An 18769-nucleotide genomic window follows, 5' to 3' on the forward strand; every position below is an offset into this window, starting at 1 on the left:
CCGTAGAGCCGGGCGCGCAGTCAGGACGCCTCCGACTGCGCCCAAGGACTTGCTAGTTTCGTTCAGAGATGTGTTCGACGCCCTGACCGACCACTCGATGTGTTCGAGTGGGCGATCAGTCGGAAATCGCAATCCGCGTAGAGCGTGTCGCCAGCCACTCGCGTTCGGTCCCCTCGCCGCGTCCGGCCACTTCGGTGACTCGAATGGTGCTCCCGGACCCCAGCGCTCGGACCGGCAGCGAGGTAATTCCAGTGACCCATTGCTCGCCAACGGCCGTACTAATCCGGACGGCTGTCATACCTGCGACCGAGGCCTCCACTTTGCTTATCTGACCTTCAACGCAGTCAGGATCGGTCCAGGTCATGGCGGCTGCCCAGTGGGGTTCGCACCTGAGGCGACGTCGGCAGTACTTGCATCCTCTTTCGTCTGGCACCTCCATGGCAGGCTGTGCGCGGGCCTCCTCGATACGAGCCAATAGTGCATCGATTTCTGCCTGCGAGAACTCGACATGAACAGCGCCGTGCCGAAGGCTGAAAGCGACGAGTACGTCGGGGAGATGCCCGCATTCCTTTCCGAACAAATGGGCGTAGATAAGAAGTTGCGTCCGGACACCGTCGCTAAAGCCGTGTGCACCCGTCTTAAGGTCCACGACGGCGCCACCGATCGGGTCGTCAACCACGATGTCGAGCTGCCCGTATAGCCCGTGAACGTCGTCTTGAAGGAATGCCTCCGATCGCGCACGAGTGCCAGAGGCCTTGAGGAGACCCGCGAGCTCGGCGCCGCGGGCACGCAGCCTCGAACGCGTCATGATCGAATCACGCAGCCGTTTCGCGTCAACATTCCATCGCGCGGCCTCGCGGTCCCAGGCCACCTGCAGCGCGCTGCCCGCATCCTCGTCCAGCCAAGCACCGCTTTCGAGCCATGCGCCCATCGCTAGGTGCGCAAGTGTCCCGGCATTGTCAGGTGCGGATGGTGGGATCGACTGAGGCGCCGCAACGAACGCTGCGGACGCCGGGCAACTCAGCAGACGCGTTGCAGACGTCGCCGACAGCCACTGGGTCGCGCTTGTCATTGCGCCGCCTGTGCGGCATCGGCGATGAGCTTCAACACGCGACGCGGGTCGCGGTCAATCGTGAACCAGTCGACAAACACTACTCCTTCGCAATCCTGTGCTGCCTCGATGTCCGCTGCTGCATCCGCGAGCCGCTCGGACATCACCTCCGCGTCGGACGCCTCGAAAGGATGCCGCAGGACCACTGCAAATCTTCCGTATTGCGGATTGTCCATCATCGCGGCCGACGCGCCCGTGGTTTCGAGGACCGTCGCCCCAAAGGACGCTGCCCATCGCCCGAGTGCAACCGACTCTTCTGCGCGATCGATGCGCAGCTCGCCGTTGCGTAGCAGACCGAAAAGGTCGCGTGCGAGCCGCCAGTCGAGCAGGGCGTGGTAAGCCATATTTCCGTAGTCACGAAGACAGCGATAGCACGACGAGTTGCACGTCTCGGGATGGTCGTCGTCCTCCAGCTCTCCGAGATACTTTTCGACTGCTTCGAGAAACTCGGGCAAGAATCCCGCGGACCCGAGATGAGTGCTAAACCCAGCGCCGTTCTCTAGCGTGTCTGCCAGGAACGCTTGAACCGTAGGCTCGCCTCCGGCGGTCATGCCCGAATAGATTCCTGCGTTGAGTTCGAGAGGAAGGATGTCTAGTTTGGTTGCCGCCACCGTGCGAAGCAGGAATGCGAGCGAGTACCAGCCGGCTCGACGTCCCTCCGTCACGTCGGGCGCGGTGCTGGGCTGATAGATGCCCGACACCAGGTTAAGCCGGATTCCTCGCTCGCGGTCTGTCGGCGCCATTGCGCCGATGAAGAGGAAGTCAGTGTGTTGGACAGCTCCGAGAGCGACATTCTCGACATCTCCTGACGCATACGACGAATTGAGTAGGTCCTGTTCGATTGCCTGCACCGAGACGTATCCGCCCCAATCGAGGCCGCCGGGAGTAGCTGGGCGAAGTGGGAACAGGCGCCCGCCGTTGTCATTGATGACGTACCTCTTGGCGGGACCCGCGAGCACCTGCGCTCGGCCCGCGACGGACTCGGCAAGATTCTTTGAGTCAGCCATGGCTCGCGCAGCCATCGCGCGTGGCGACCACGAGAAGTTGCCGTCGAAGTCGGTGGGTCGACCACTTCGGAATCCAAGGGGCTCCCGGAGCGGGACCTCATTGAAGGAGAGGGGTCCGGCCCCGCATCGCGGACATGTGTCGGACCCATCCCCGGCGCGTTCGTCACCCAGATAAGAGCAGGTGCGGCAGATATACAACGCAGTTGCATTCCCAAGCGGGTTGGGCACGGGCTGCGGTGTTCCTGCGCCGGACGGCTTGAACTCCGTGATGCCGACAACCGGGTAAACCTTGCCGTCTCGGACTACCTCGCTAAGCGGAGCGAATGCGCTGACGGCCATACTCAGGTCGCGGTCGATGACACCCTTCGGCGGCCACGGATTCGACCTCGACGGGCGACCCAAGTAGAGGTACCGAACCGATGTCGGAAATCCGAACATGGGCAGCAATCCGGCTTCCGCAAGTAGCTGGCTAAGGTCATCATGCCTGGTCGTTGCAACTGCCGCCGAAACCTCCTCAACCAGGTTCCCAAGCACGACTTTTGCACGCTCCACTGCATTGCTCTGGAAGGAAGTGCCCGAAGCCAAGGCGCTGGCTATGGAAACCACTGTCCCTTCATTCTCGGCAATCCACTGTTGGAGTCGCGGCCGGATGGTCACGTCCCAGTCGCCAGTCTTCCCGAACTCCCCGTGCACATTCCCCGAGATGTCGTCGCCATCGTCGGCAGACAGATACTCGGCGGATCCAAGTCGCAGAATCTCGCTGCGGAGCGAGCGGTCGAACAACTCGGAGCGGTTCAGCGTCAAGTATGGCTTGGGTGTGGGCTCATTCGTGATGCGGTCCGGTCGCTCGAAATAGTACTCGTCATGGCTGCGGCCACGGCAGATGGTCAGTGCGATGGCTACGGGCGAATCGCGACGACCGGCGCGTCCGACACGTTGCTGATAGTTGAACCTCGTTGGTGGCATGTTTCCGAGCACCACAGCCGACAAGGAGCCGATGTCGACGCCCGCCTCCATGGTGGTCGTGACCGATAGAAGGTCGACCGCGTCAGTCTTGGGGTTCTCGTCTCCTGCGAGGAACACACCCTGGAATCGAGCCTGCCGGTCCTGAGCGTCGACTCGGTCGGTCTGACCGGTCAGCTCGGCAGTGTTGAGCCTGAAGAGTCCATCATCGCTCATGGCCTTCCAGGCGTAGTAGTCGGTGTCGTTGACCACCGCGTTGGGCTCCGAAGGCAGTTTCCGCGCGCACTTGGTGCAATAGCCGTTGCCCGTCGTGAGGTGTTGACGACGGCACGTGCCGCATGTCCAAGCCCGCCCGTCGCTAAGCCGAATCGAGACTTTCGACGGGTCAATCAGGTAGTCGATGACCGCGGAGCCCGCACGGTTCATCGCCTCCTGCCGTATCGAATCCGGGTCACCCTGAGTATTGTCAGCGACCTTTTTCCAGAACTTCCGCAAGCGGGAGGTGGGGTCAGGGCGCGCAGTACGAATCTTCGTGAATCGTCGCTGGTCAGCCAGAATTCGCAGGGTCGCTCGCGCCTCCGCGGTGCGGTTGTCACCCGGCGCATGCGGCGGCGCGGCGTCGTCGGCCAGAGTCAGCCAGCCAAGACCCGTCGTCTCGAAATCACGGCCGCCGCCGGCATACAGACCTTCGAGGATTTCGCTCTCGAGGGAAGCGCTGATGTCCTCGATGAGCGACTGCGCACTGAGAGAAAGGCCTCCGCGAGGACTAACCGGGTTGGCGCTCCAGTTGTACAGCGACGACCATGTCTCATTGCCACGCTCGCGAAGGCTTGCGTGAGGACCGCCCGGATTCATACCGAGCTGAAGCAAGTCAAGCGACACAAGCGATGACAACTCGCTGAGCGTCAGCCCCTTCGACAAGTCGGCAACGAGCGTCGGCTCACTCGACGGGTCGATGCCGGGCGCGTTATCCCAGATGTCCCTTAGAGCGGTGAAGGTGACGGCATCCCGCGCACGAAGGCGAGCGATAGCCTCCCACCTGTCGTCAGTCTTCTTGCCGTCAACCAGATACTCTCGAGCAAGCGCCACATCAGTCGCAGGGTCACCTGCGTTCTTCAGGCGGAGGTACATGAGCTGACGAAGCAGGTCCTGGTAGTGACGCAGGCCGAGCCCCGCCGAGAGCTTTGCCGCGTCTTGCCGACTGTCCGTAAAGACGATGAGTTTTCGCTCTCGTTCGCTGAGATCATTCGCGAGTTCGGTCGTCAGGACCTGGTTAATCTTCTCGAAACCAGTGCGCATGGCCCGGATGGGCGAGCGCTGCGTGCGAGGGTCAGTCGGTTTGAGACGCTGGCTTCCCGCGTACTGCTGCTCCCAATCATCGCCGCAAGCAGGACACTGAGTCGGGAACGGACTGACCGTCGCCATTTCCCGCCTTAGCTCACCTGAGCCGTTCCGCGCGACCTTCGCGTGGAAGCTCCAGCCGGTATAGCCGTTCGCTGTGTTCTTGACCTCGCCCGACCCGGGATTCAGCTTGCTCGGGCGAAACGAATATTGAACAGCCTGGCCATCCCGCGTCCATTCCGTGGCGTCGAGCGCGTCCAGCGTCTGCACTGGCCGCGGCCAGTAAACGATGTAGTTGTCCGCGGTGCGCTGAAGGCTGACTTGGTCAGGAAGCTTCGCGAGCTCGGGAACGTCAGCTAGGAGCATGGTCCGGACGGATTGCTCCTGCGGTTCGCCCTCTGGCGCGAAACCGCCAAGGAACACGTCGCCGCAGTTCTGGCAGTACAAGAGTTCAAGCACTCTCGCCCCGCACTCACATCGCGTCGCAGGCTCTGCGTAAAGTTTCCCGATGGCGCGGTCGGGCGATGGGTCCGTGACCGCTGAGCACGCGGGATCCGAGCATGCCCACATTCCTGCCACATTGCGGAAGAAGAGGTGGGCACGGAGCTTCGGGTCGCTTTCGTCGGGCGCAGCGGCGAGGCCCTCCAGCACGCGGGCAACTGCGTCGCGAGCAACGGATGAATCCGCCGCAGGGAAGATGGCCGAGGCGAGGTCCCCCAGCTTCTTGGCCGCGCCCCTTCTGTCGTGTAGCGCGGTCCGCAGCGATTCGACCACTCCCGCATCACGTGCTGTGCTAGCCGCTTCGTCGGCGGGCATCGCGGCCAGGGCGGCGGGATCTTGGGTTGACACCGGGTCCGTCGACGCGGGCACCTTGTTCGTGCCTTCGACGAAGGCGAAGGTGTCTGGTTCGACATCGAAGAACTGGTGCAGGTAATGGTGGTCGCGTTTTGGGTCTAGCGAAGCGGATGCGGCCAAAACGCGGAATTGCTCGGGGTGCTCATCGAGCCCGAGGCGACGTTTGAGGTGCCTTAGCAAATACGCGACCTCGCTACCGGCCGTGCCGCGATACGTGTGAAGTTCATCGACGACAAGCGTGAAACGGTTCGCGGGATCCTTGAGCCATTCGCGAGTCGAGTCGAAGAAGTGTGTGTCGCGGTCCCGCAGGAGCATGACGTTGAGCATCGAGTAATTGGTGATGAGAATGTCGGGCGGCGCGTCGACCATGTCCCAGCGCGAGCGCATTTCCGCGCCGTCCAGGCGCGGCACGAAGTATCGAAGGTCCTCATCTGAGAACTGCTCCGCGAGTTCTCTGGCTCGTTCACCGCGGGCTTCGGTGGCGCGAAGATAGCTTGCGAGCTCTCGTACCCTCAGCCCGTTAGTACGCGACCCAGTTACAGGCGTGGCGCCCGTGTACCTGCCGAAGTAAAAGCGGTGCCCATCCCGATGCTCGTCGAGCCACTCACGTACCTCGTCGCCATCGAGCGCACGTCGTAGCCGGATGAGCTGGTCGTCCACCAGGGCGTTCATCGGGTACAGAACGATGGCCCGGACGGCGGAGCGGCCTGCATCAGACTGACGTTGGGAGACGAAACGAGGGCTGCCTGACTGCCACCAGTTTTGTCCGCGAGTCGAGGGACCTTTCCAGCCTCTCGACTCTTCGAGCAGCGACGAGAGCAAGGGGAGCATGAACGACTCAGTCTTTCCTGAGCCCGTACCCGCGGTGATGACCATATTCCGGCCCGGGGTTACTCCTGCGGCAAGCGCTGCTTCCTGGTGACCGTGAAGCGCTCCAACGCCTTTCAGGAGGCCACGTGAGGCGAACTCGGCCAGCTCCGGCGCCGCACCCACTGTCTGCACCGACTCGGCCAGAGACCGGCCGGTGCCCTCGTACTCAGGGCGCAGCTCAAGCAGGGGCTCTCGGAAGACGCCGCCATCTCGGTCCAGGAGCGCCTGTCGTTCCGCCTGCAGGCTCGCGTCGGATAGTCCGAATGGGGTGTTGTAGTAATTGAAGTACGCCTCTCGCAGGTGCTCAAAGGTCTTGACTGCGTCGAGGTGACGCGGAGCAGGAGCGTTCATTAGAGGACAGACCTTTCAGTCGATGACAAGGGATTGACCGAGGGACATACCTACGCGGGCCGCGACTGTGCGAGGCACGTTTTCGAAGATGGCGGTCGTCGCGGTGGACCCATATTTTGGCGGTAGACCCGTACACAGGACGAGTGCGCGAGAGTGGACAGCTGGCAGGGGCGCTCCCCAGTCGACGAACACAGTGCCCACGTCGGCCGCCCTGCGTGCTGGGTCTGGTCGCCACCGCACCGCTGACTCTTTACGGCGAGCAAGCTCGGCGAAGATGCCGGTAGAGAGGTCGCACGCGAACCACTCGCCGTCCGAGCGTGTGATGTGCCGCCATCTTCCATGCACCTGCTCGCGATAGAGGCCATCGGGAGGGTTCGCCTGCGTAGCGCTTGTAGGCCGCCAGTCTCGGGGATGCATCGCTTCCAGCCGGCTGACCGCCGACCCATACGCGGGTGGCCCAGTGCGGACGTGAGGCCTGCACACGGACATCGTGCGGGCCATCCGCTCCGCCGCCGTGCCGGCGAACACCAAACCGCCTGCAGCGGTGGCCTCGACCAGCTCAGCTTCGCTCCGGAACGTTAAATAGTAGGTAATGGGCAACGGCACCTCCCCCGCGGGCGGAACCCGTCGTGCCATTGCGAGCGAGCCCCAGAACTCCTCCAACGAACGCATCGTGCGAGGTCGCCTGGCCCCCGCGATGACCGCCAGTCCGTCAGCGGCTGGAAGGCGGACGAGAGTCGGCGGTGCTACCGACCATAATCCCGCGTCCCAATCCACTTCGCAGTGACCGAGAGATGAAACGTCCCGGAGCCATCGTCCGCTCGCATAAGAGGGCGGTTCGAGGTTAACCGTCCTGCAGATCCAATCGATTCGACTGCGAAGGTCGGCGACTGTTCCTGATCCGACCTCACTCATCCATCGAAATAGGAGGTCGCCGACCGTCTCATCCACGGCCAAGTCCAAGCTGAAGTGCCCACAAAGTTTGGCCGGAAGAATCGTACGTCCGCGCCCACGTTTCTAGGACGTCAAACGATGCCCTGATCTCACTCGGCATCTCGGGAGTCAACCGCCTGAGGATCCAGGTAGATCCGCTGAGCTGCGCGATCCATCGCGCGGACTGGCTAGCCGGAACCTCAAAATATGCAGGCTCGAATGAGAACCCGGCTCCGTGCATGAAGAGCGGCGGGCCTGGCTCAATACAACGCTGAACCTCTCCGCCTTCGAGCAGAAGCCAGGTCTCTTCTCTGCCACGTCGGCACATCACCGGCGGAGTGTCCTCCGGCCCATCGACGACGGCCCCGAGGATGTGCGTATTTTCGGTCACTAGGGCGATGGTGCCGTCAGCAGACCAGCCCAGAGCGGCTGTGCCCTTCGGTGCTGCTTCGGCGACAGACTCGGCGTGGAGGGTGAAACGCAACTTCTGGCCATCCGCGATAACCTCGGTCTCTCCTTCGGGACGAGGGAAGCGTCGTATGGGGAAGGGAAACCCGCCGGCCATGACGAGTTCCTCCTTGCCGTTGAGTGACAGAATTACGGGGCGGGGCTCCTCTTCGGTTGGCAGCAGGATGTCAGGCTCGCCGCCGAGTAGATAGTGATTTGGGGCGAGCTCGCGATCGACAGGGAGGCCCCGGACGAACCGAGCCCGCGGAATCAGGGTGGGAGCGACACCGAGTGCTCGCAACTGGGGTTCGGCCTTAAGCGCGCTCTGCAGCGCCGTGTCATTACTGAATCGGACATTCTCATAAATGGTGAAGCTAGGAAGCAGGGGATTTCGTCCCTGCCTCCGCGGCGCCCAGCCGACATCGGCGGCGTGGTCGAGGACGCGAGATACCGCGGGTGACTCGGCCGTCGTAGCGGCGATAATGTGCGTCTCATACGGGGTGATTCCAGCGGTCGACGACCACGCGCCGGTCTGCGGGTCGCGGGCGAAGATGAGAACCTCCGCCTTCGGAAACTCCGCGGCGAACTCGGGCCCCCGCAAGCGGAAGCCTTGGCGGATGAGCTCACCGCTGACGGTCGGCGCGTGCTCGGCCAGGTAATAGCGGGATGGCGGGCGGAGGGAGAGAGACACTCGTGCGTCCACGGACGTGAGTCCGTCGAGCACGATGGGCGCTGGTGCTCTGTCCTGGACGGGGAACAACCACTCCGTTGTCCATTCCTCGAGGTCGATTCCCAGTCGGATGGCGATTCGGCTGCGGCCGTCTCTTGTGATGATCTGACCGTCCCACGCCGCGGCGCACGCCAGCACCACGAGGGCGATCAGACCCTTCGTTTCGGCGTTCTTCAGCGCAGCCATGAAAGTTTCACCGAGCCGGTTCTGATTTGCCGTCGTCCAGACCTCCAGGGCACGGAGCATCACATGTTCGTCCGGGAGACCGGATTCGCCAATGTTAAGCGCTGCAAAGAACCGAGTTAGCACGGCTCGGTCGCTGCGGGTGAGCAGCGCCTGCGATTGCGGATACCCGATGCGCCTCAGTCGTTCGTGCGTGCGAATTGTCGAGACTCCGATTCGACCCTCCTGCTCGGCGACCCATTCGTCCAGCGCGCACCACATCGTGACCACATCGAGGAATGCCGACCCAGCAACCTCGTCGCGCAACTCTGCCAACTGGGGGCCGGCGGCTTCCGGCTCGATCGATTCGGCGAGGCGCCGATAGTAGTTCGTCGAAAGGGCCTGCCCGTCCGAGTGCATCCGAGTAGCCGCCAGCACCGTAAGGGCAAGCACCGGGAGCACAGGCGGCGGCAGAGCGCGGTCTCCGCGCTTCCATTCCTGGCACGCTCCCTCCACTCGGCTGAAGTAAGCGCCCCGGGCCGGCGAGCTCGCATCGCGCACGGCGCGTGCCAAGTCGGCGGCCGGGTCGTTGAGCCCGGGCGCGATCTTCCGGAGCTCATCATCGTCGACAAAGAGCACTAGCGGGCCGACCTGTGGGACCAAGAACGAGTCTGAGAGCGCCTTCTGCCACCACCAGTAGCGCTCATCCATCATTGGCTACCAATCCCCCTGTCAAATAGTCACCAAGATCCTCAATAGACCCCTCATTGGATTATCGACGTCCCAATTTGTGGAACGGAGCCTAGTGAGTCCTGCCGGTTCAGAGGAGCACGATTCGGCCCTCGTACTAAGGGCTCGCCTGAAGGGGGGCGCCAAACTCAGTCGAACTGTAGCGTCGAGCGCCCCGCCCCAACGTGATCCGAGTACGGCTTGTCGAACTGGGCAGCACGTCTCCATGCTTCCGGCCGCCAGGACTAACTCACGCGATTCTGGTGGTTTTCGAAGTACTCGTGTCTGCCATGGTCGGCCTGACCCGTAAAACCCTTGAATTGTCCGAGACGATATCGAGTGCCGCGTGAAGTAACGTCCACTTCGAGCTCAAAGTCCTGCGATAGCCGAGCGAGTCGCGTTTCGACGCTCGCCAGACTGTTCGCATTGAGGGCCGCTACGAGAGCGTCCGCGCTTACAAACTCATCGGTTGCAGCCAACGCTCGGTAGACCGGGTCGTGCACGTCCGCGGTGAGTTCGTGGCGCTCGTGAGGGTTGCCGACGTGGTTTAGGGCATCCATGATTGCGCGGCCAACAGCCTCTGCCACGGGGGGCGGGAATGCGTTGCCGATCTGACGGTACTGGGCGGTCTTTCTCCCCATAAAGATCCAGTCATCCTCGGCCGACCACCCTTGAAGGCGTGCCACCATCTCATTCGTCAGGCGGGGAAGTACAACGGCGGGAGACGGTGAATCGGGACCCGGAGCAGCGTCAGCGATGCCCTTTCCATCGACGCCCAGTGCTTCCCACGCTCGCTTAGCACGTGTGGGACCGAGATCTGCGCCGCCATGCTTCTTGCTTCCCCCGACGATAGTAGGGCCGATGCCCGATGCCAGCCGTGCCCACTCATCTGCATGGAGCCACCCGTTTGCGCCCATGAGGTCGCGAAGAAGTTCACCCACTGTAGTCCGCGTCTTCTGCGGCTCTGGCCACCTGAAGTACGCGGCATCTTCGGGGCGCATCGCGACAAGAACAAACCTCGGGCGCAGTTGCGCGACACCGAAGTCCGATGCGTGGAGCAAGCGCCATTCCGCTGAGTAGCCAAGCTGGGCCAACCGGTCAAGCACCCGTTGCCGGTAGCCCGAGAACCTGGCAGAGGCGAGGCCCCTGACATTCTCGAGGAGCACCGCGCGCGGCCGGATAACCGCGACTTGCTCGATCGCCCAGGCAAAGAGGTCACGTTCATCGGACGAGCCCAGTTGCTTTCCGGCTATTGAGAACGGCGGGCAGGGGACGCCGCCTGCAAAGAGGTCGACGTGCTCGAACTCGGCTGGGCGCCATACTCTTGCGTCTGCTACATCTCCCACCGCAACACGCGACCCAGTGTTATGCCTGAGAGTTGCAGCCGCGGTCTCGTCTAGTTCCACGGCCAGAACGGACCGGAACCCAGCCTTGTGCAGCCCGAGCGCCTGACCCCCAGCGCCAGCGCAGATTTCAACAACCGAACGCCCGGCACCGTCCATCAGTTCGCTCTCCTTGCTCGTGCGTAAGTCAAGTCTCTCGCTTGCCGAGCATGGTGCCCCCCACCGACACTCGCCGTGCGTTCACGATAGGCAAGAGCTAAGACGTCTGAGACGATGCCCAGTGCTGTCTGGGGGGCAACATGCTCCCAGACCCGGATCACTCGCCAGCCAGCTGTCTCAAGGGCAACGGTCTGAGCTCGATCCCTTGCGCGGTTTCGTTCGAGCTTTGGCCGCCAGTAATCCGTGTTCCGTCGTGGCTCAGTGAAGTGCTCTGGGCATCCGTGCCAGAAGCATCCATCTACAAAAATCGCCACCTTGGCCCTGGGGAAGGCGATGTCCGGACGCGCGCGTACTCCTTCGAGGTCTACCCGAAAGTCGCAGCGGTAGCGGAACCCTTCTGCGAACAGCAGCGAACGCAGCGCCCGCTCTGGGGCGGTGTCTCGGCGGCGATTTGCCTGCATGTTCCGACGCCGGTCGTTCGGTTCAGCAGCGCTCACAAGTCAATTGTCACTGTTCCTGTAGCTCGGATGTGTCGCGCCGAGGTTCTCACTTTTCGCGAACCCCGCGATCCGGCAGCGTAGGAGCAGACGTTGTCACGAGGTCGCCTGGACGCCATCGCCGCCATCGTCGCCCGGCGATCATCACACCATGGGTGGGATCCTCCGATGGCACCACGCGCACAGATAGGTATTGCAGCGCAGTCAGTTCCGGGAAGCCGAGAGCTGCGACCAAATGAGCGTGGTACTTCCCACTCAGCACAAGGAATCCCTCGGGCGCCAAGGACGTGCGTGAGCCTCCGTTGGCCCGGACTCGCTTCTGGTCATCGAGCTGCATTGCAACGGTCCGTACCGTCGATCGATGAACAGCGCGCCCCTCCGCGACACGGAACAACTGGTCAACGCGCGCCGCGCCAGAGCGCTGACCAAAGATCCGGTCTACCTCGACTGGGGGAATCTGCAGAAGGACGCTTGCGGGAAACGGCGCATTCCGCCAAACCCACTGGACCTGCGTTCGGCCGAACCTGCTGAGAGTCAACTTCTTGTCACGATTGCCTTCTCCACTCGACAGGTACTCGCGCTTTGCGCGCACGACCCCCAGCGAGAACCGTGCAGAAGCGTCACTACCAGTCGCGACCAACGCAAGGTGTCCGATCACCTCCGGTGGAAGCATCCACTTCCCATCGTCCTGGCTCCATTTGGCGTCAACTTCGATGCCAGCAATTTCGAAATCAAGCTTTTGGCCGTCCGCGAACCTGAATGCGCGCTGGGCGTTGATCTCGAAGATGGTCCCGAAATGGGTCTTCTCCGTCTTCGCCAGCTGGTCCCATCGATACCTACCGGTCTCGGCTCCGTTGTAGATGGTGTCGTAGGTATGACGAACCACGGCCCCCCATCGCTCGCCGGACGGGTCCATCTCCATGAGCGCGCGGACGACTTCGTCGCGTTCTGCATCGGCTTCGGTTTCGTCGCCGAACAATAGGGTCACAACCGTCGACTGTAGTGTTTCGCGGGGCTTGTTCTCGACGGCGCCGCCCATACCGGTCATTTTCCTGGCCTGCGGGAGTGCGCGTTCACATGCGCCAGCGTGGTCTTCTCGTCGAATTCGATCTGGGTTCCACCGGCGACTGCATGGATGCCAGCGGCATCCATGTTCAGCCGCGGTCGAGGGGAGGTTTCTCGATTCGCGCAACTGGCGCAACGATCGGACTAGTGGACCCCGGCATAGACTGCGGACAATATGGACGAGTCGGCCGCCCTCGACACGACCGCGGCGCGCGCCGTCGAGACGGCTGACCGCGAGCGCGTGCCGTGGTCGGATGCCGACCGGGAGTGGGCGAGCCGAGCCGCCGCGACGATCGTGGGGGAGCGCGCGAGCGCCGAGGAGTTCCTGGGGCGGCGGGCGCAGCTCGTGCTCGAGCGGATCGGGACACGCCAGCCGGCCGTGACGCGGACGGTGCGCGGCATCCGTTGGCGGCCGTGGGTGGGCGTCGTGACCGTGATCGGAGCCTTCGTGTTCGGCGTGGTCATCGACCGCATCGGCGGCGGGTCGAGCATCAACCTGCTCGCGCCGCCCGTGTTCGCGCTCGTCGCGTGGAACCTGGTCGTGTACGTCTGGCTGCTCGTGCGGCCGCTGGTGCTCGGGCGCGGCGCGGCCGGTCCGTTGCGGTCGCTGCTCATCCGGGTCGCGTCGGTGAGGGCGCCGCTGCGAAGCGAGCCGGCGGATGCCGCGACCGCCGCCCGGCGCACCGTGCTCGCCGCCCTTCCGCGCGAGTGGGCGCGCGTCGCCGCGCCGCTCTACGGAGGGCGCGCTGCTCGCGTGCTGCACCTCGCCGCCGCGGCGACCGCGCTCGGCGTGATCGCCGGCCTCTACCTGCGCGGGCTCGCGTTCGAGTACCGCGCGTCGTGGGAGAGCACGTTCCTCGGCGCCGAGCAGGTGCACGCGCTGCTGAGCGTGACGCTCGCGCCGGGCTCGTGGATCACCGGCATCCCGGTGCCCGACGTCGCCGCGATCGAGGCGATCCGCGCGCCCGCGAGCGAGAACGCCGCGATGTGGATGCACCTCATGGCCGGCACGGTCGCCGTCGTCGTCATCGTGCCGCGGCTCGTGCTCGCGCTCGTCGCCGGGCTGGTCGAGCGGCGCCGCGCGAAGCGGGTGCAGCTGCCGCTCGACGAGCCGTACTACCGCCGGCTCGTCGCCGGTTGGGTCGGCGAGGCGACGCGCGTGCGCGTCATCCCGTACAGCTACACCCTCACACCCGAGGCGCGGGCGGGGCTCGAGGCGATCCTCGCGCGGGCGTACGGCAATGCGGTCGCGACGATCGACGAGCCGGTCGGGTGGGGCGATGACGAGTGGCTGAGTCCGTCGACGGATGCCGCGGGCGGCGGTTCCGAGGTTCGGGTCGCGTTGTTCGGGCTCACGGCGACGCCGGAGGAGGATGCGCATGGGGCGTTCCTGACGGAGCTCGGGTCGGGGAGTGGGCGGGGCGGGGCATCCGGTGGCGGCGCTGTGCTCGTGGATGAGTCGGGGTTTCTCGCGCGGTGGGGTCGGGATGCGCAGCGTCGGGAGGAGCGGCGGGCGGCATGGCGGGAGTTGGTCGAGGCGCACGGGGGTGTTGCGGTGTTCGTGGATCTCGGTGAGCCCGACCTGGCGGCGGCGGAGGCGGAGCTGGGGGATGCGGCATCCGGTCATGAAGGCAGCGAAGCGCGCGACGCGAGGCGACGGGGATGAGCGGGGGCGGATCCTCCCGTTCGTCGAGTAGCGCCGCTGCAGGCGACGCGTATCGAGACGAGGGGAGGGGTCTCGATACGCGTCCGGCTTCGCCGGGCGCTACTCGACCGCCGGAGGTGCCCGGGCTCGACGCCGGGGCCGTGTCGCTGTCGCTCATCTCGCACACGAACGCGGGCAAGACGACGCTCGCGCGCACGCTGCTCGGACGCGACGTCGGCGAGGTGCGCGACGCCCCGCACGTCACCGCCGAGGCGACGCCGTACCCGCTCGTGCAGACGCGGGACGGCGACCTGCTCACGCTCTGGGACACCCCGGGCTTCGGCGACAGCGTGCGGCTCGCGCGGCGGCTGCGGCAGGACCGGAACCCCATCGGCTGGTTCCTGTCGCAGGTGTGGGACCGCTACCAGGACCGCGCGCTGTGGCTCAGCCAGCTCGCGGTGCGCAACGTCGCCGAGCAGGCCGACGTGGTGCTCTACCTCGTGAACGCGGCCGAGGCGCCCGCCGACGCAGGCTACCTCGCGCCCGAACTCGAGGTGCTCGAGTGGATCGGCAAGCCCGTGCTCGTGCTGCTGAACCAGACCGGTCCGCCGCGCGAGCGCTCTCTTGAAGCAGCGGATGCCGCGCGCTGGCGCGCCGCGCTCGCCTCCTCGGGGCATGTGCGCGAGGTGCTCGCGTTCGACGCGTTCGCCCGCTGCTGGGTGCAGGAGTTCACGCTGTTCCGGGCGATCGAACCGCTGGTGCCGGATGCCTCGCGGCCGGCGTTCGCTCGTTTGTCGGAGGCGTGGCGCGAGCTGCGCATGTCGGCGTTCGCCTCGGCCATGGCGGCGCTCGCCGGGCCGATCGCGCGGGCTGCGGTCGATCGGGAGACGTTGCCGACCGAGCCGACGCTCACGAAGAAAGTCGGCGGGTCGCTCGGCCTGCCGAGTCCGGCGCGCACGCAGGCCCGAGCGGATGCCGCGGAGCAGCTGTCCGCTCGACTCGAGGCGGACCTGCGGCGGAGCATGGAGCGGCTCATCGCGATCCACGGGCTCGAGGGACGCGCCGCCGACGAGGTGCTCGAACGGGTGGCGGGCGACATCCGCATGGATGCGCCGCTCGACGCGACTCGCACCGCCGCGGTGGGCGGGGTCGTCTCGGGGGCGTTGACGGGGCTCGGTGCCGACCTGCTCGCCGGCGGACTCACGTTCGGGGCGGGCATGGTCGCGGGCGCGATCCTCGGTGCGCTCGGCGGCGCCGGCGTTGCTCGTGGCGTCAACGTCGTGCGCGGACGCAGCGAGTCGAGCCTGCGCTGGGAAGAGGCGTTCCTCGACGGGCTCGTGACGTCGGCGCTCCTGCGGTACCTCGCCGTCGCGCACTACGGACGCGGCCGCGGCGCCTGGCGGCAGGGCGAGTACCCGCCGTACTGGCGTCCGATGGTCGTCGACGCGGTCGTCGCGGAGGGGGACCGGCTCGCGCTGATCTGGTCACGTCGCGGCGAGGGCGAGGAGGCGCTGCAGCGAGAGCTCGAGGAGGTGCTCGAGGACCTGGCGCTCGGGCTGCTCGACGAGCTGTATCCGGGGGCGCTCGAGCCGCCGCCTCTGGGTGGACAAACTTACTAATCTCGGCTTCGGGTAATTCTCCACAGTTCGAACAGTTCTCCCCATCGTCCCGCCTCCGATGGGAGAATGAAGCATGTCCGAATCGCCCGCCGCGCTCCAGTCGCTGGAGGCGCTGCAGGCCGATCTGGCGGGCGTGTGGTCGGGCGCGCTGCTCGGGGCATCCGCCGACACCGAGTCCGATGTGCGACTTATGGGCGATGCTGGATTGGTGCGTGTCACCGAGGCGCTCGCCCGCGTGCAGCGTCGCGTCCAGGTGCTGCAGGCGCGCTGCGCGGCCGAGCTCGCGGCGCGGTCGCGCACGGGCGACGAGACCGACGTGGCGAAGCAGCACGGGTTCGCGTCGGCCGAGCGTCTCATCGTCGAGGCCACGGGCGGTCGCTACACGGATGCCGCGCGGCTGGTGTCCATCGGCGAGGCCACGGCGCACCGGGCGACGTTCACGGGCGAGGTGCTGCCCGCGCGACATCCGCACCTCGCCGCCGCCTTCGAGGCGGGGTCGGTGAGCCTCGAGGTCGCCGACGTGATCCGTCGCTTCCTCGACCATGTGGCTCCTCGCGCAGACCGTGACGACCTGCGCGAGGCCGAGACCCTGCTCGTCGAACGCGCGCCGAGCATCGGCGTCGAGGGCACGCAGCGGCTCATCAGGCAGCTCGAGGCCTACCTCGACCCTGACGGAGTGAAACCGCGCGAAGACGAGTTGCGCTCGGCGCGGTCGCTGAAGATCTGGCAGGATGCCGCGGGCATGATCAACCTCCGCGGAGCGTTCGATCCCGCGACCGGCGCACCGATCAAGCTGGCGATCGAGACGCTCGTGGGTGCCGAGCTGCACGCTGCGCGCGATGCGCGTCATGGGTTCGGTGCCCGCCACGGTGAGTCCGGCGTTGCCGCGACCGCGGGCGCGAGTTCGGAGGTAGGCAGCTCGCCCACCTCCGACTCGACGACCGGCTCCGGAGCATCCAACCCGACGGCCGGCGCGGCGGCATCCGATCCGCTGTTCGCCGAAGATCGGTCGATCGCCCAGATGAACGCCGATGCGCTCGCCGACATCGCGCGGCTCTCGCTCTCGAGCCCTGAGGCGCCGCCCGCACTGCGGTCGGCCACCGTCATCGCGCGCGTCGACGCCGAAGCCATCGTGACCGGCCGGGGGCACGCGACGATCGACGGCGTCGACCAGCCGGTGTCCATCCAGACCGCCCGTGAACTGGCCATGTCGGCGGGCATCTCGCCGTTGCTCATGGCCGACGGATGCGAGAAGGTGCAGCTCGGGCGCTCGCTCCGGTTGTTCAACTCCGCGCAACGGGCGGTGCTCATCGCGCGCGATGGTGGCTGCGCGTGGCCCGGATGCCAGCGGCCCCCGTCGCATACCCAGGCCCACCACATCGAGTGGTGGACCCGAGATCACGGACCGACCGACCTCGAGAACGGCATCATGCTCTGCGCCCACCACCATCACCGGGTGCACGGCGACGGCTGGAAGATCCTCATCCGCGAGGGGCGTAGCTGGTTCATCCCTCCGCCACACCTCGATCCCGTCCGGCGCCCGCGGCCGGGTAACACGGCTCCCGATCACCTCGCCCGCGGGCATCTCGCGGTTCGGCGGCGAGCCCGCAACGCGGGTGGGTACGCTTCCGCGCCAGCGCTCGCGGGCTCTGCGACCGCGTGATCAGCGCGCCCTCGGCATTGGGCGCGAGCGGTTCGCACTGACCGCACGCACGCGCGACCGCCGTCGCGTGCATGCGCCGCGCCGCGCCGCCGCGACCGAGACGCCGGACCGCAGAGGCTGCTCGACGATCGCGCCGCCCTGCGCTACCGATGCAGGTGCGCCGACTCGCCGGTGACGCCGGCGATGTCCTTCTCCGTCGTGTGCAGCAGGCGCTCCGAGAGGTTGCGCAGCGCGCGCGACACCGCGAGCTCGTCGCCGATCTCGTGCACGCTCGGATCGAGCGGATTGCGCTGCGCCTGCCCCACGCCGGTCACCTCCTGACCTGCGGGCGTGCGGACGCTGACGTGCGCCAGCGTGGTGTCCTCGTCGAATTCGTCGATGTCGACGGTGATGTCCCAGTGCTTCGTCGCAGACATGGAACTCACCACCCTCCCCGGTCTGGTTCCACGCTCAGCGTACCCACGTGTCGCACGCGCGGCGAGGGTCAAGATTCGGCGTCGACGCCCTACACGACGACCGCGATCGCGAGCCCGTCCCACCCCTTCGCGCCCACGGTCTGCAGCGCCGTGGCATCCACCCGCGGGTCGCTGCCAAGCAACTCGAGCCCGCGCTGCGTGCCGACCACCATCGAGTCCTTGCTGCCCGGGTCGGCGACGTCGCCCGCGCGGCCGATGTTGTCGACGACGATGACGGTGCCCGGATGCCCCAGCCGGATCGCCCAGTCGAGGTAGATCGTGTTCGACTCCTTGTCGGCGTCGATGAACACCAGGTCGAACGGCTCGTCGCTGCGCTCGGCGAGGCGCGGCAACGTGTCGGACGCCCGCCCGACGACGATCTCGACACGCGCCGACACGTCCGCCCGCTCGAGATTGGCCCGCGCGACGTCGGCGTGCTTCTGTAGCAGCTCGAGCGTCACCACACGACCGTCGCTCGGGATGCCGCGAGCCAGCCAGATCGTCGAGTAGCCGCCGAGCGTCCCGATCTCGAGCACGCGGCGCGCTCCGGTCATGCGCGCGAGCAGGTTGAGCAGCTTCCCGGCGACCGGGGTCACCTCGATGGCGGGAAGGCCCGCCGCATCCGAGTCCGCGCGGGCTGCGGTCAGGGCCGGATCGTCGTCGAGCAGGGTCGCGGCGAGATAGTCGTCGACGCGACGCCAGTTCTGCGGAGTGGAGTCAGCCATGCGGCCAGCCTCCTCGTGGTGACGACGGTCCGTCAACCGACCTCCCGCAGGGCCGGCAAGGTGCAGATGTGACACCGGCTGCGACCTGGGACGGCGATG

Annotated in this window: 11 protein-coding genes; 3 read left to right on the top strand and 8 right to left on the bottom strand. The window is 65.9% G+C overall.

Features of this window, described 5'->3' with window-relative positions:
- Positions 1-115: 115 nt before the first annotated feature.
- From ACWEOH_RS11095 to ACWEOH_RS11120, 6 genes are all read right to left on the bottom strand, one after another.
- Positions 116-1072, bottom strand: coding sequence for a PD-(D/E)XK nuclease family protein (locus ACWEOH_RS11095; protein WP_452030894.1), 957 nt, complete (start codon positions 1070-1072; stop codon positions 116-118).
- Positions 1069-6498, bottom strand: a complete 5430-nt coding sequence (locus ACWEOH_RS11100; protein WP_452030895.1) for a DEAD/DEAH box helicase — start codon at positions 6496-6498, stop codon at positions 1069-1071. Before ACWEOH_RS11100 ends, ACWEOH_RS11095 begins: the two co-directional genes overlap by 4 nt.
- A 943-nt stretch (positions 6499-7441) precedes the next feature.
- The gene (locus ACWEOH_RS11105; protein ID WP_452030897.1) at positions 7442-9484 is read right to left on the bottom strand and encodes a hypothetical protein; all 2043 of its coding nucleotides are present in this window, start codon (positions 9482-9484) and stop codon (positions 7442-7444) included.
- A 260-nt stretch (positions 9485-9744) separates the two neighbouring features.
- Positions 9745-11001 carry a DNA cytosine methyltransferase gene (locus tag ACWEOH_RS11110; RefSeq protein WP_452030899.1) on the bottom strand — a complete coding sequence of 419 codons (1257 nt, stop codon included), beginning with the start codon at positions 10999-11001 and terminating at the stop codon, positions 9745-9747.
- Positions 11001-11498, bottom strand: coding sequence for a very short patch repair endonuclease (locus ACWEOH_RS11115; protein ID WP_452030901.1), 498 nt, complete (start codon positions 11496-11498; stop codon positions 11001-11003). The genes ACWEOH_RS11110 and ACWEOH_RS11115 overlap by 1 nt, the downstream gene beginning before the upstream one ends.
- A 49-nt stretch (positions 11499-11547) precedes the next feature.
- Positions 11548-12537 (bottom strand): NaeI family type II restriction endonuclease, encoded by a 990-nt coding sequence (locus ACWEOH_RS11120; protein WP_452030902.1) that lies wholly within the window; start codon positions 12535-12537, stop codon positions 11548-11550.
- A 201-nt stretch (positions 12538-12738) separates the two neighbouring features.
- On the opposite strand from ACWEOH_RS11120, the gene ACWEOH_RS11125 reads away from it, so the two are divergent.
- The 3 genes from ACWEOH_RS11125 (at position 12739) to ACWEOH_RS11135 (ending at position 17490) form a co-directional block, all read left to right on the top strand.
- Positions 12739-14229 carry a DUF2868 domain-containing protein gene (locus tag ACWEOH_RS11125; RefSeq protein ID WP_452030904.1) on the top strand — a complete coding sequence of 497 codons (1491 nt, stop codon included), beginning with the start codon at positions 12739-12741 and terminating at the stop codon, positions 14227-14229.
- 116 nt (positions 14230-14345) lie between these two features.
- The gene (locus tag ACWEOH_RS11130) at positions 14346-15827 is read left to right on the top strand and encodes a DUF3482 domain-containing protein (protein ID WP_452030906.1); all 1482 of its coding nucleotides are present in this window, start codon (positions 14346-14348) and stop codon (positions 15825-15827) included.
- Positions 15828-15900: 73 nt separating this feature from the next.
- Positions 15901-17490 (top strand): DUF222 domain-containing protein, encoded by a 1590-nt coding sequence (locus tag ACWEOH_RS11135; protein ID WP_452030908.1) that lies wholly within the window; start codon positions 15901-15903, stop codon positions 17488-17490.
- Between the two features lie 143 nt (positions 17491-17633).
- Here ACWEOH_RS11135 and ACWEOH_RS11140 read toward each other — a convergent pair whose 3' ends face one another.
- Both ACWEOH_RS11140 and ACWEOH_RS11145 read right to left on the bottom strand, forming a co-directional pair.
- Positions 17634-17906: a DUF1876 domain-containing protein gene (locus ACWEOH_RS11140; RefSeq protein WP_148733501.1), complete on the bottom strand. Its 273-nt coding sequence runs from the start codon at positions 17904-17906 to the stop codon at positions 17634-17636.
- Positions 17907-17995: 89 nt separating this feature from the next.
- Entirely contained in the window at positions 17996-18670 is a 675-nt protein-coding gene (locus tag ACWEOH_RS11145; protein WP_452030911.1) for an O-methyltransferase, read from the bottom strand.
- Positions 18671-18769 lie beyond the last annotated feature (99 nt).

The organism is Agromyces sp. NPDC004153, assembly GCF_053603635.1.

Bases quoted from the DNA above. Each gene is read 5' to 3' on its own strand.
- ACWEOH_RS11105 (WP_452030897.1), bottom strand. From the start codon at position 9,484: ATGATGGATGAGCGCTACTGGTGGTGGCAGAAGGCGCTCTCAGACTCG.
- ACWEOH_RS11135 (WP_452030908.1), top strand. From the start codon at position 15,901: ATGTCCGAATCGCCCGCCGCGCTCCAGTCGCTGGAGGCGCTGCAGGCC.
- ACWEOH_RS11110 (WP_452030899.1), bottom strand. From the start codon at position 11,001: ATGGACGGTGCCGGGCGTTCGGTTGTTGAAATCTGCGCTGGCGCTGGG.
- ACWEOH_RS11120 (WP_452030902.1), bottom strand. From the start codon at position 12,537: ATGGGCGGCGCCGTCGAGAACAAGCCCCGCGAAACACTACAGTCGACG.
- ACWEOH_RS11125 (WP_452030904.1), top strand. From the start codon at position 12,739: ATGGACGAGTCGGCCGCCCTCGACACGACCGCGGCGCGCGCCGTCGAG.
- ACWEOH_RS11095 (WP_452030894.1), bottom strand. From the start codon at position 1,072: ATGACAAGCGCGACCCAGTGGCTGTCGGCGACGTCTGCAACGCGTCTG.
- ACWEOH_RS11100 (WP_452030895.1), bottom strand. From the start codon at position 6,498: ATGAACGCTCCTGCTCCGCGTCACCTCGACGCAGTCAAGACCTTTGAG.
- ACWEOH_RS11145 (WP_452030911.1), bottom strand. From the start codon at position 18,670: ATGGCTGACTCCACTCCGCAGAACTGGCGTCGCGTCGACGACTATCTC.
- ACWEOH_RS11140 (WP_148733501.1), bottom strand. From the start codon at position 17,906: ATGTCTGCGACGAAGCACTGGGACATCACCGTCGACATCGACGAATTC.